We start from the raw sequence: 12,751 nt of genomic DNA on the forward strand, positions 1-12,751 counted from the left end.
TTATTTATAATTTTATTGATGATCAAAGCTGAGTGATAAGTTTAGCAAAATAGGTTAAGTCATCTCTTTGAATATTGGATAGATATTTATGGTGAACTTTAAAGCTTTTTTATAAATTCAACTATGGATTTGAAGTTCCTATTCGAATTAATCCGAACCAAGACGTGAACTTTTAATATTTAATTTTCAAAGTTGACCGGGGTATTGGGTATCTAAATTTAAAAGTCCAGGAGTTTGCTGGAAACTCCTGAACAGATCGACATGATTTAAATAATTTTTTGGGCCTCTAGCCTCGATTATTATTTAAAGAAATAACCGGTTTCAGGTGAGCTGGCATTGGCCATGCGTTTGCGTGGCATACGACCGGCCAGGAATGCTTCACGACCCGCTTCAACCGCCTTACGCATCGCAGAGGCCATCAAGACCGGATTTTGTGCAGCAGCAATCGCAGTATTCATCAGTACGCCGTCACAGCCGAGTTCCATGGCAATCGCTGCATCACTGGCAGTACCGACACCCGCATCAACCAGCACAGGCACTTTGGCATTTTCTTTAATAATCGAAATCGTGTGTGGATTCAGAATCCCCAGACCTGAACCGATCAGACTACCTAAAGGCATGATTGCTACACAGCCCATACTTTCCAGTTCTTGTGCCACGATCGGATCATCTGAGGTATAGACCATGATTTCAAAACCGTCATCAATCAGGGTACGCGCTGCTTTCAAAGTTTCGGTAATATTTGGATAAAGAGTCTTTTCATCACCCAGAACTTCCAGTTTTACCAGGTTATGACCATCCAGCAGTTCACGTGCTAGCATACAGGTGCGTACTGCGCTATTAGCGTCAAAACAGCCCGCAGTATTTGGTAAAATGGTGTATTTTTCTGGTGGAACCACTGAAAGCAGGTTCGGTTGGTCTGGATGCTGACCAATATTCACCCGGCGAATAGCAACCGTTACAATTTCTGCACCACTGGCCTGAATGGCCTGATCTGTTTCATTTAAATCTTTATATTTGCCTGTGCCTACTAAAAGACGAGACTGGAATTGGCGTGAACCGATCTGTAATAAATCTTGCATAATTGTTCCAAGTGTTATTAGCCGCCACCGACTGCGTGAATAATTTCTATTTTGTCCGCTTCGCAAATGGGCGTTTCACCCAATCTGCTTTTAGAAATAATCATTTCATTGACCTCAACTGCAAAGCGCTTACCCTCAAGCGCCAGACTTTGAACCAGTTCCAGCAGATTCTTGCATTGAGTTTCTTGTTGTTCGCCATTGATATATACCAGCATCTTGGCAACCCTCCATGATTATTGATTAAAGCATCAGACCTATTTGAGGTATTTTACGGCATTGCAGGCCAGAATTAACCAGCCAGCAATCATTAAGGCACCACCAATTGGTGTAATTGCACCTAAACCGCGCGGTAGACCCAGTGCCATGACATAGAGTGAGCCACAGAACAGGAAAATTCCCGCCTGAATCAGGAGAAAACTCCATTTGATTGGCAATTCAGGAATTACTCGGCTGATCACTGCTAGAATAAGTAAGCCAAGAGCATGGTAGAAGAAATAATCTGTGGCCGTTTGCCACCAGCTCAACTGTGCTTCAGTCGCTCGAGTCTTTAAACCATGGGCACCAAATGCGCCGAGCATGACTGCAAGCGCAAGATTCAGTGCTGAAATCGCAATCCACATTTGAATTGACCTTCCCAATAAAGTTTGCGCTTAACCTTAGCATAAAAGCTAAGGCTGAAACACGGCATTAAAAGACAAAAAAAGCCTTCATATATGAAGGCTTTTTCTTAAGATTATTAGTTTATTAATTCAATACATTAGTTTGAAGACATTGCCACTTTGATTTTTTCCATTGCATTCTTTTCAAGCTGACGGATACGTTCGGCGGAAACATTATATTCAGCTGCCAGTTCATGCAAGGTTGACTTTTCATCATCCAGCCAGCGACGCTGCAAGATATTGCGGGAACGGTCATCTAACTGTTCCATCGCTTCATGCAGGGCAGAGGTGCTTTGTTCCTCATAGTCTTCATTTTCAATCAGACGTGCCGGGTCATAACGGTTGTCTTCCAGATATAGTGCTGGAGCAACGTGAGTTGAATTTTCGTCATCATCGTCACCTGATGCTTCAAATGCTGCATCATAAGCCGTCAATCGGCCTTCCATTTCCAACACCTGTTCTGGTGTTACATTCAGGTCATTGGCAATCGACTGAGCTTCTTCAAGCGTTAACTTTTTAGAAGACTTTTTCAGACTACGTAAATTGAAGAACAGTTTACGCTGCGCTTTAGTGGTCGCAATTTTGACAATACGCCAGTTACGAATTACATATTCATGAATTTCAGCTTTGATCCAGTGCACCGCAAATGACACCAGACGTACGCCCATACTCGGGTCAAAACGCTTAATGGCTTTCATCAGGCCAAGGTTGCCTTCCTGAATCAGGTCACCTTGAGGCAGGCCATAACCTGCATAACTACGTGCAATATGTACCACGAAACGCAAATGAGACATGACCAGCATTTTTGCTGCGTCCAGGTCCTGGTCGTAGTAATAGCGTTCAGCCAACTCTTTTTCTTGTTCGGCCGTTAAAATAGGAATTTGATTGACAGTGCTAATATAAGCACCAAGATTGACACCTGGCGCCGATAATGACAGGGGCATCAATTGATTGCGGCTGTCACTCATGTGTTCTCCTTGAAGTGCGGGGGATTTAACCCTTAACTAGGTTTTATCTTAATCCAAACTCTCCTCAAATAATGGATATTTGGGTAGAGAAATGTAAACTTTTATACGAGTATGGAGAGCATCCAGTTTAATTGAAAATTTTTAAGATTCAATCAGGTAGTGATACTCGGTTGCAGAAATCTGTTGAGATTCGCATTTTAACTGATGCATTTGGCAATACCGTGTAACATCAGTTTGACTATGTGGATCTGATGACTTTAACAAGAATGTTTTGCCCTGATCTGCTTTTAATGCACGCTTTAACATCAGGAGCGGCATCGGACAGGGTTTACCCATGGCATCAATAATATGCGCTTGACCGTGGTTATCACTCATTTCCGTTTTATTCATATCGCAAAAAAGGCTATAAATATTAGCAAATAGGATGCCAAAACCCAACTATTTAGCTAAAAAGTTACATGAAATAATATATATAATTTTTCTGATATATATTGTGAAAAAAATAACTAAATCAAAAGGAACAAAGCTAAAAAATATCTATTAATTGTCATAAACCCATGTTAAGCTCGTTGCGTATTTAGGATTTCAGATAAACAAATTGATTGTTTTTCGCCCTATACACAATGGATGTAACCGGGATTTTGTTAATAGTTTTACAGAATGATTACAAGCTTAAAAATAATATTTTCAAACTTGTTTGCTCTGCTGTTTGCAACACCGGGTGGTCCTTTTTTTAGTATCAATGAGGATTAACTTATGACAGCTGCTCGTGAACAAGGCGTAGTTAAATGGTTCAACGACACTAAAGGCTTCGGCTTTATTCAACGCAACGGCGGTGATGACGTATTCGTTCATTTCCGTGCAATCCAAGGCGAAGGCCACCGTTCACTTCGTGACGGCCAACGTGTTGAATTCAGTGTAGTTAAAGGCCAAAAAGGCTTCCAAGCTGAAGAAGTTCAACCATTAGACTAATCTTCGGATTAAGCTAATAAACGCCCCAATATAAATTGGGGCGTTTTTTGTTTATACTATTCCATCTTAGTGATTATCAAATTAGAGCAGCGCTTTATGTCATCTGGTTTTGAAACCTTAAATTTACATCCCCAACTGAAAAAGGCAATTGATGCTTTAGGTTTTACTTCCATGACGCCGATTCAGCAGAAGGTTTTAAAATTCACCTTGGCAGGACATGATGCTATTGGTCGTGCACAAACGGGTACGGGTAAAACAGCCGCATTCCTGATTAGCGTGATTAATGACTTGCTGAATAATCCGGTAAAAGAACAGCGTTATCGTGGTGAACCGCGTGCACTGATTCTGGCACCAACACGTGAACTTGCCCTGCAAATCGAAAGCGACGCGCATGAGCTGACCAAGTTTACTGACCTGAGTGTCGTAACACTTCTAGGTGGTGTAGATTTTGACAAGCAGAAAGCTCAATTGGATAAAGCGCCAGTCGATATCATGGTGGCAACGCCAGGTCGCTTAATTGACTTCGTTGAACAAAAAGAAGTCTGGCTGGATCAGATTGAATTCCTGGTGATTGATGAAGCTGACCGTCTACTGGATATGGGCTTTATTCCATCAGTAAAACGTATCGTGCGTTTCTCGCCACGCAAAGAGCAGCGTCAGACACTGATGTTCTCTGCAACCTTTAGCTATGATGTCTTGAATCTGGCACAGCAATGGTTATTTGAACCGGTGACTGTTGAAATTGAGCCGGAAAAGAAAACCAATGCCGACGTTGAACAACGTGTTTATATGGTCGCGAAGGCAGATAAATACAAACTGCTGCAAGACATTCTGCGTGATGAGCCGATTGAAAAGGTCATGATTTTCGCTAACCGTCGTGATCAGGTACGTAAGCTATATGATCATTTAAAACGTGATGGTTATAAGGTGGTAATGCTGTCAGGTGAAATTGCCCAAGACAAACGCTTAAAAATGTTAGACCAGTTCAAAAATGGTAAACATAACATCATGATTGCGACAGACGTTGCCGGTCGTGGTATTCATGTGGATGGCGTATCTCATGTGATTAACTTCACTTTACCTGAACAGTCCGATGATTACGTACACCGTATTGGTCGTACTGGTCGTGCGGGAACGCGTGGTGTAAGTATCAGTTTCCTGGCGGAAGATGATGCGTTCTATTTGCCAGAGATTGAAAAAGCGATTGGACAAAAATTACCGCTGACCCGTTTGGAAGGCTATTGCTAATCTAAACTGCAAAAAAACCGCTCTTAAAGAGCGGTTTTTTATTACTGCACATGTTGAAGCTTATTTTGCTTCACAGCGGAACGTTAAAACAGTCTGATAATCATCATTCTGGTTCAATCCGGTGTTGGTGCCGGCAATATTGCCTAATACAGTCGCAGCAGCCTGAATCATTTGTCCGGTCTGTTCATCGACTACACCTTTTAGTGCACCATTATAAGAAGTTTTTTCATCCAGAATAATCGCAGTTGCTTTGGAGCCACAGGTTTTGCTGGCGGCATTCACTGCATTATTTTTAGAGGTTAACTGGTTTTTACCTAATCCTGTTACTTCAAACTGATTATTTTCCTTTTGAACCGCCACTGAAGTCGGGTTAGATGCACAGGCAGTTAAAAGTAGAGCTGAAGCTGCTAATCCGCTGATCGCAATTGTTTTTTTCATCATAAAATCTCGCTTGAAAACAGAACTGGGAATATTGAAACACAGTAAAAAGCACAGAATTAGGAGCTGTTGTATAAGTTTGGCAATTTTTGATGTTGCTCTATGAGAGAAAAGTGAATGAAAGAGACCTTTTATTGATTCCATAGAAAATATTGTAATCTTCCTTAAATATTTTCAAGGTAGAGGTATTTGCAAGTTTCTAGAGTATTACTAGTGGAATATGCTAATCTTGACCGTAGTTTTTAAGTTATAGATCTATAAAGCAATGACGGAATCTGTGGTCGACATCGTTCATCAAAATATTCACCAACGTCAATCAATAGGACATTTGCTGGCACCTGCGCCGAATGCAGAACAGTTAGAAATGGCATTTAAAGCTGCTTTGACAGCACCGGATCATCACCGGTTAAAACCTACCACTTTTGTGATCATCCCGGATGCGCAACGTGAAGCATTTGGTGAACTGTTATCGCAAGCACTGATAGATCTGGGTCAAACTGAATCAGCTCAGATTGAACGGGTTAAGAATCATCCTTTTCGTGCACCTTTGCTGGTACTGGCATTAACCCGTTTGCAGGATCATCCGAAAGTGCCACATTTTGAGCAGATTTTGAGTTCAGGTGCCGCTATTCAAAACTTCTTGCTGTCTTTGCAGGCTCAAGGTTTTTCAACTATGTGGCGTAGTGGCGCAGTAGTAGAATCAAAATTTTTCAAGCAGTCGCTCGGCATTGGTAAGGATGATCTGGTTTCTGGCATTATCTATATCGGTACGGCGGCAAAAGCGATTGCACCACGTGCTGAAATCCAGACCCAGAATTATGTAAGTTATTGGAATCAAAACTAAGGCATTTCAAGACACAGGATATTAGAAAACAAGATGTCAGAATTAAATTTTACCGATTTGATTGAACCGGTAGTGGTCAACCAGAATACGGCTTTAAGAATTACAGTTTTAGGCGGTGGTAGTTTTGGTACTGCAATGGCCAATACCGCGGTTCGAAATGGCTGCGATACCATGATCTGGATTCGTGATCCGGAAGTAGCTGAAGATATTAATGCAACACATATCAATAAACGCTATCTACCGGATTTTAAGCTGGAAGAAAATCTGCTTGCTGTGTCCGATCTGGAGAAGGCTGTTCGTGATCGCGATATTATTCTAGTCGCAATTCCAAGCCATTCTTTTCGTGATGTGTTGCAGCAGATCAAGCCTTTTATCACATCTCAAGCCGTGATTTCCCTGACAAAAGGGATTGAGGCCAATACCTTCAGCTTTATGAGTGACATCATTCGTGAAGAACTACCGGAAGTGCCTTATGGTGTGCTGTCTGGTCCAAACCTGGCCAAAGAAATTGTCGCAGGTCAGCCGGCAGGTACGGTGATTGCCAGTGAATCTGAACTGGTACGTTATGCAGTGCAACAGGCACTCCATAGTGCATTATTCCGTGTTTTTGCCAGTGATGATGTACATGGCGTAGAACTGGGCGGTGCGCTGAAAAATATTTATGCGGTCGCGATGGGGATGGCGGCTGCCTATAATGTTGGTGAGAATACCAAGAGTATGATTCTGACCCGTGCTCTAGCGGAAATGAGTCGGTTTGCAGTCAAGCTGGGTGCAAACCCGCTGACTTTCCTTGGGCTTTCAGGTGTAGGTGATCTATTTGCCACTTGTAACAGTCCGCTGAGTCGTAACTATCAGGTTGGTTATGCATTAGGTAAGGGTAAAACCCTAGAGCAGGCGACGACTGAACTGGGTCAAACTGCGGAAGGGATCAACACCATTGTGCAGGTAAAAGCGCGTTCAGAAGAGCTGGATGTGTATATGCCGATTACAACTGCCTTGTATGAAGTGATCTTTGAAGGAGCGCCGCCGCTGACGATCGCTTTATCCTTGATGAAAAATGGTCATCGCAGTGATGTCGAATTTGTCTTGCCACATCATCAAGTCTGATCTATAACACAGGAAGCGCGATGATTATAATGCTGACTGATGACCGTAGCGACCAAATAAATAGGGAAATAAGATGCAACTGACTTTAGTGCGACATGGCGAAGCCGCGCCACCAGTGAATGGGAATGATAGCAAACGTCCCCTAACGGAGCGCGGGCATCAACAGGCGGAACAGACAGCGCAGTATTTAAAGGATATCATCAAACCGGAAGTATTTGTGGTCAGTCCTTTATTGCGTGCACAGGAAACTCTGGCGCATTTACAGCACTATTTTAAAGATGTACCCGTTGTGATCTGTAATACCATCAAGCCTGATGATGATGCTAAAGTTGCAGTTGAATGGTTATCGCAACTGCCGTATGAGTCCATTGCGGTGGTTTGTCATATGAATGTTGTGGCGCATATTGCCTCCATTCTCGTGACTGAGTCTTTTCATCCATTTCATTTATCAGAAGCACGTATTTATGATCAGGCCGTGATTGCACCAGGCTTATCAACACAAGTTAAAAGCTTTATTCCAACAGTATAAAAACCAATTAAAACGGTAGAACACAATCGATGTTGTATTTATGGATGCCGGAAGCCAATGGGGTTTGGCAATGGTCAAAGGGGGAGTTCTGGAACACTGCTGCAACACTTGAGCAGCTGATTCAGGATATTCAGGCCTATCATGGTGAAGAGGCGACGGTCTTTTTTCCCAGTCGTCATGTGCAAATTTTGCAGCAGACTTTGCCAAAGAGCCAATATAAAAAAATGGGCAATGATGGCATTAAATATCTGTTAGAAGAATATGTAGTACTGCCTGTCGATACCATGAAAGTGCTGCATCATTTTCAGCAGCCTGACCAGATCAGTATTCTGGGGATTGCAAATTCTACAGTTGAAACTTTGCAGCATGCCCTGAATTTGATTCCTGTTAAACTCGCTGCATTATTGCCAGACTTTCTGGTTTTGCCAGTGCCTGAACATGCGCAGCAGCGCGTTATTGCACAAATTGGTGGGCATTTGCTGGTACGTGAAGCTGAATATATCGGCCAGTCAGTGGATGATCTGAGCCTTTATCTGGATTTTCAGTCTAAAGATCTGGAATATCAGGTCAGCAATCTCAGCCCTGAACAAATGAGCAGTTTAGAAGCGGTAGCAACACGTGAACAATTAAACTCGTTCCAATATACGTTGCCAATGCTAAAAAAACCGAAACAGCATCCATTTAATATCCTGCCAAAGGGTAAATCGGATCATACTGTTTCCGGTTACTGGAAAGCCTGTGCGGCGGTTTTTCTTGGGATTTTAGTACTACAGTTTACTTATGATGCGGTGCGCTGGTATCAATATAAAAAAGTCGCCAATACCACTGCGATGCAGGCGATTGACCAGTTTAAATATTGGTTCGGACAAAATTATCCGGTCACTGAGCAGAATATTAAAAGTCAGTTTGAAGCCCAGCTTCGTCAAAGTCAGACTGCGGATACTCAGGCTTTGCAGCTCATTAGCCGAGTCGGGCCGGTGTTGATGCAAAACCAGATTGTGGCACAGCGTGTCAATTATGATCCGTCTGGATTGAGTCTGCAGTTACAGTCCAATTCATCTGAAAGTTTAAATACTTTGACCAAGCAACTGGGGCAGCAGGGCTTTAAAGTAGAATTGGGGAATATACAGGCGAATGGAACAGGCGCCGTAGGACTGGTGAAAATACAATAATGAAAGCTATTGAAACCTTACAGAACCGCATGGATCTGCAAATTGAAAAACTGACCGATTATCTGGATCGTTTGTCAGCACGTGAACGCATTCTGGTAATCTTTACCACAATCTTTGTGCTGGTGACCGCTGTTGCGAGTGCACTCTGGGCAATGCATCAGGCAGCAGATACCCAGCAGAAACGTTTAAATGATCTAAAAGATACGCTGGTCTGGATGCAAAGCAATGCTGTTACTATGAAGCCGGCAGGAGACTTGCAATTAGATGCAGCAGAAAAAGTGCAGCGTATTGCTCAGCAACAAGGGCTGTCGGTCGCATCACAGCAAATGGATGGAAAAATTCAGTTGATGCTGTCTCATGAAAATTATTCTGTGCTGGCCAACTTCCTGACACAGTTGGCACAAATGGGGCTAAGTATCGAGAAAATGGAACTAAATAATGAAGCAGGGCAGATTAAATTAACAGCGACTGTGCAATAACTGGTAAAAATAAAGATTTGCAAAGCATGGTTTTTTTGTCAGCCTATGCCTATAATATGCCGACTTAAAAAGCAGTAGACTTTTCTAGATATGTTGTATTCTCTAGCCCGCCCTTTGTTGTTTTCTTTAGCACCAGAGCGTGCACATGAGCTGACACTATCACTATTAAAATCATCCCATAAAATGGGCATGATGCGTCAAAATGTTGCTGTGAAACCTGTGACCTGTATGGGAATCGAATTTCCTAATCCGGTCGGTCTTGCAGCAGGGTTAGATAAAAATGGTGCCTATATTGATGCCTTGGCCAGTCAAGGCTTTGGTTTTATTGAAATTGGTACCATTACTCCACGCCCGCAACCTGGTAATCCTCATCCACGTTTATTCCGTCTTCCGAAAGCCAAAGCGATTATTAACCGTATGGGTTTTAATAATGATGGTGTGGACAAACTGATTGAAAACGTTAAAGCTGCAAAATTTAAAGGTGTACTGGGAATCAATATCGGTAAAAATGCTGATACTCCGGTAGAAAAAGCAGTAGATGATTACCTTATTTGTTTAGAAAAAGTCTATAATTATGCTTCCTATATCACCGTTAATATTTCTTCTCCAAATACCAAGAACCTGCGCAGTTTACAAAGTGGCGATGCACTGACTGAATTGCTGGAAACGCTGAAGAATCGTCAGCTGGAACTGGCTCAGGAACATCAGCATTACGTTCCTCTGGTATTAAAAGTTGCACCGGATCTTGAAGCTGAAGATATTGCCTTTATTGCCAAGCAGTTATTGCAATACAAGATTGATGGTCTGATCGTGACCAATACCACATTGTCACGTGAAGGTGTGGAAGGTCTGGAGCATGCAGAAGAAGCGGGCGGTTTATCAGGCGCGCCAGTCTTTGAGAAAAGCACGGCATGTCTGGCTGCATTTGCAGAGGAATTAAAGGGACAAATTCCATTGATTGGTGTGGGTGGTATTCTTTCAGGTGCGGATGCGCTGGCCAAGAAAAAAGCTGGTGCAAGCCTTGTACAAGTCTATAGTGGCCTCATATATACTGGGCCGGAACTGGTTAAAGACTGTGTAGCCGCGCTTTAAATCCTATGAATGCCATTGATATCTTTCTACTGATTATCTTGCTCATTGGAGGGCTCAACGGTTTGCGCCAAGGATTTATTAAAGCCTTTGCGAACTTAGTGGGATGGATTTTTGCCTTGATTATTGCGGCGAAATATTCAACACTACTTGCGCCCTCAATGGTTGCTCTCAGTACAGATCCAGTGGTACAGAAGATTGCAGCCTTTGCCTTTATCGTTCTGATGATTGTGGTACTCACCTGGATTGTCACCTTTCTGCTCAACCGCATTTTAAAAACCCTGAAACTTGGTCCGCTGAATCGTCTTGCGGGGGGTGTTTTCGGCAGCCTGAAAGGTTTGCTGATTGTCCTGATTACCATGCAGGGGATTGGCCCTTGGGTGGAAAGTTCGCCGCACTGGAAGCAGTCCAAATTTATACAGGTCTTATTGCCATATGCGCCTTGGGCAACAGAGCTCTCCAAAGAAGCTGCAAATGGCGCCCTGCAACATATCAAGTCTGAAGGGGCACAGAAACCTTCAGATTCCTCATCTGAACCGGCATCCAAGGCCAAGAGTTCAGATGCGTCAACGAATAATCCTTTTTATTAATCCTAGCTTGTCTGCGAGGTTGCTATGTGTGGAGTAGTTGGTATAGCTGGTAAATCACCTGTTAACCAAATGTTGTTTGATGCATTAACGATGTTACAACATCGTGGACAAGATGCAGCTGGGATTGTGACTTGTCAGGAAGGCCGCCTGTTCCTGCGTAAAGATGTCGGTATGGTCCGTGATGTATTCCATACCCGTCATATGCGTGCTTTACAGGGTAATTATGGTATTGGTCATGTGCGTTACCCAACGGCGGGTACTTCAAGCAGTGCCGAAGCGCAACCATTCTACGTAAACTCACCTTATGGGATTACACTGGCGCATAATGGTAACCTGACCAATGCTGAAGAAATTCATGATGACCTGTTCAAAACTGACCTGCGTCACATGAATACTGATTCAGATTCAGAAGTGCTACTAAACGTACTGGCGCACGAATTACAAAAACGTGGCAAGCTGGTACCAACATCTGAAGATATTTTCCAGGCTGTGACGCGTGTACATGAACGTTGCAAAGGTGGTTATGCTGTTGTTGCGATGATTACTGGTCAAGGTCTGGTAGGCTTCCGTGATCCAAACGGTATCCGTCCATTAATTTATGGTTCGCGCGAAACAGAAAATGGTATGGAATATATCATTGCTTCTGAATCTGTAGCGATTACGGCACTAGGCTTCAAAGTTGAACGCGATATCGAACCGGGTGAAGCGGTTTTCATTGATTCTGACGGTAATTTCTTTACCCAGCAATGTGCAGCAAATCCAGAATACCGTCCATGTATTTTTGAATATGTGTACTTTGCCCGTCCAGATGCAACCATTGATGGGATCTCTGTGTATAAAGCCCGTCTGAAAATGGGTGAGAAGCTGGCACAAAAAATTCTGCGCGAGTGGGGCGATGAGCACGACATCGACGTGGTGATTCCAATTCCGGATACTTCACGTACTTCTGCACTTGAACTGGCTAATATGCTAGGCGTGAAATTCCGTGAAGGTTTCATGAAAAACCGTTATATCGGCCGTACCTTCATCATGCCAGGTCAGCAACTGCGTAAAAAATCAGTACGTCAAAAACTGAACCCGGTTGAGCTCGAGTTCCAGGGCAAAAACGTTCTACTGGTCGATGACTCGATTGTGCGTGGCACGACTTGTAATGAAATTATTCAGATGGCACGTGATGCGGGTGCGAAAAAAGTATTCTTCGCTTCTGCGGCACCTATGGTGAAATATCCAAACGTATACGGTATTGATATGCCGGCGAAATCTGAACTAATCGCTTCTGAACGTAGTGTAGAAGAAATCCGTGAAATTATTGGTGCTGACCGTCTGATTTTCCAGGATCTGGAAGACCTGAAAGATGCAGTACGTACCAAAAAAGTTCCTCATTTGCGTGAATTTGACTGTTCTGTATTTGATGGTGTGTATGTCGCAGGTGGAATCAATGCTGAATACCTCGATCAATTAGAGCAAAAACGCAGTGATGGCGCCAAAAAAGGCGACAATTTTATTGATGTGAATATTGATGCAGCATCAGTTGATCTGACCGGTGTACGGGAAGTCTAAGCAATTAAAATCAT

The 12,751-nt window shown here is 43.0% G+C and carries 16 protein-coding genes; 10 read left to right on the forward strand and 6 right to left on the reverse strand.

Features of this window, described 5'->3' with window-relative positions; translation table 11 throughout:
• Nucleotides 1-299: 299 nt before the first annotated feature.
• From FTV18_RS02185 to FTV18_RS02205, 5 genes are all read right to left on the reverse strand, one after another.
• Nucleotides 300-1,082 carry a thiazole synthase gene (locus tag FTV18_RS02185; RefSeq protein WP_034702140.1) on the reverse strand — a complete coding sequence of 261 codons (783 nt, stop codon included), beginning with the start codon at nucleotides 1,080-1,082 and terminating at the stop codon, nucleotides 300-302.
• A 17-nt stretch (nucleotides 1,083-1,099) separates the two neighbouring features.
• The gene (thiS, locus tag FTV18_RS02190) at nucleotides 1,100-1,297 is read right to left on the reverse strand and encodes a sulfur carrier protein ThiS (protein WP_005235073.1); all 198 of its coding nucleotides are present in this window, start codon (nucleotides 1,295-1,297) and stop codon (nucleotides 1,100-1,102) included.
• 39 nt (nucleotides 1,298-1,336) lie between these two features.
• A complete protein-coding gene (locus FTV18_RS02195; RefSeq protein ID WP_180016664.1) occupies nucleotides 1,337-1,702 on the reverse strand; it encodes a DUF423 domain-containing protein in 366 nt (121 codons plus the stop codon).
• A 137-nt stretch (nucleotides 1,703-1,839) separates the two neighbouring features.
• A complete protein-coding gene (gene rpoH / locus FTV18_RS02200) occupies nucleotides 1,840-2,709 on the reverse strand; it encodes an RNA polymerase sigma factor RpoH (RefSeq protein WP_180016663.1) in 870 nt (289 codons plus the stop codon).
• Nucleotides 2,710-2,850: 141 nt separating this feature from the next.
• Entirely contained in the window at nucleotides 2,851-3,084 is a 234-nt protein-coding gene (locus FTV18_RS02205) for a sulfurtransferase TusA family protein (protein WP_175968201.1), read from the reverse strand.
• Nucleotides 3,085-3,465: 381 nt separating this feature from the next.
• On the opposite strand from FTV18_RS02205, the gene FTV18_RS02210 reads away from it, so the two are divergent.
• Together FTV18_RS02210 and rhlB are read left to right on the forward strand one after the other, a co-directional pair.
• Nucleotides 3,466-3,681 (forward strand): cold-shock protein, encoded by a 216-nt coding sequence (locus tag FTV18_RS02210; protein WP_004782461.1) that lies wholly within the window; start codon nucleotides 3,466-3,468, stop codon nucleotides 3,679-3,681.
• Nucleotides 3,682-3,777: 96 nt separating this feature from the next.
• The gene (gene rhlB, locus FTV18_RS02215) at nucleotides 3,778-4,929 is read left to right on the forward strand and encodes an ATP-dependent RNA helicase RhlB (RefSeq protein ID WP_004782458.1); all 1,152 of its coding nucleotides are present in this window, start codon (nucleotides 3,778-3,780) and stop codon (nucleotides 4,927-4,929) included.
• A gap of 60 nt (nucleotides 4,930-4,989) precedes the next feature.
• Here rhlB and FTV18_RS02220 read toward each other — a convergent pair whose 3' ends face one another.
• Nucleotides 4,990-5,367 (reverse strand): hypothetical protein, encoded by a 378-nt coding sequence (locus FTV18_RS02220; protein WP_171505595.1) that lies wholly within the window; start codon nucleotides 5,365-5,367, stop codon nucleotides 4,990-4,992.
• A 265-nt stretch (nucleotides 5,368-5,632) separates the two neighbouring features.
• On the opposite strand from FTV18_RS02220, the gene FTV18_RS02225 reads away from it, so the two are divergent.
• From FTV18_RS02225 to purF, 8 genes are all read left to right on the forward strand, one after another.
• On the forward strand, nucleotides 5,633-6,211 hold the full coding sequence (locus FTV18_RS02225) for a nitroreductase family protein (RefSeq protein WP_034169994.1): 579 nt from the start codon (nucleotides 5,633-5,635) through the stop codon (nucleotides 6,209-6,211).
• Nucleotides 6,212-6,244: 33 nt separating this feature from the next.
• On the forward strand, nucleotides 6,245-7,318 hold the full coding sequence (locus FTV18_RS02230) for an NAD(P)H-dependent glycerol-3-phosphate dehydrogenase (RefSeq protein ID WP_034704062.1): 1,074 nt from the start codon (nucleotides 6,245-6,247) through the stop codon (nucleotides 7,316-7,318).
• 73 nt (nucleotides 7,319-7,391) lie between these two features.
• The gene (gene sixA / locus FTV18_RS02235; RefSeq protein ID WP_166138422.1) at nucleotides 7,392-7,847 is read left to right on the forward strand and encodes a phosphohistidine phosphatase SixA; all 456 of its coding nucleotides are present in this window, start codon (nucleotides 7,392-7,394) and stop codon (nucleotides 7,845-7,847) included.
• A gap of 29 nt (nucleotides 7,848-7,876) precedes the next feature.
• A complete protein-coding gene (gene gspL, locus FTV18_RS02240; protein ID WP_166138419.1) occupies nucleotides 7,877-9,019 on the forward strand; it encodes a type II secretion system protein GspL in 1,143 nt (380 codons plus the stop codon).
• A complete protein-coding gene (gene gspM / locus FTV18_RS02245; protein WP_004782448.1) occupies nucleotides 9,019-9,498 on the forward strand; it encodes a type II secretion system protein GspM in 480 nt (159 codons plus the stop codon). The genes gspL and gspM overlap by 1 nt, the downstream gene beginning before the upstream one ends.
• Before the next feature lie 90 nt (nucleotides 9,499-9,588).
• Entirely contained in the window at nucleotides 9,589-10,590 is a 1,002-nt protein-coding gene (locus FTV18_RS02250) for a quinone-dependent dihydroorotate dehydrogenase (protein ID WP_005235085.1), read from the forward strand.
• Nucleotides 10,591-10,595: 5 nt separating this feature from the next.
• On the forward strand, nucleotides 10,596-11,177 hold the full coding sequence (locus FTV18_RS02255; RefSeq protein ID WP_005235088.1) for a CvpA family protein: 582 nt from the start codon (nucleotides 10,596-10,598) through the stop codon (nucleotides 11,175-11,177).
• 24 nt (nucleotides 11,178-11,201) lie between these two features.
• Nucleotides 11,202-12,737: an amidophosphoribosyltransferase gene (gene purF, locus FTV18_RS02260; protein ID WP_004782444.1), complete on the forward strand. Its 1,536-nt coding sequence runs from the start codon at nucleotides 11,202-11,204 to the stop codon at nucleotides 12,735-12,737.
• Nucleotides 12,738-12,751 lie beyond the last annotated feature (14 nt).

Origin of the sequence: Acinetobacter sp. YH12241 (assembly GCF_013417535.1) — a bacterium.
Taxonomy (GTDB): Bacteria; Pseudomonadota; Gammaproteobacteria; order Pseudomonadales; family Moraxellaceae; genus Acinetobacter.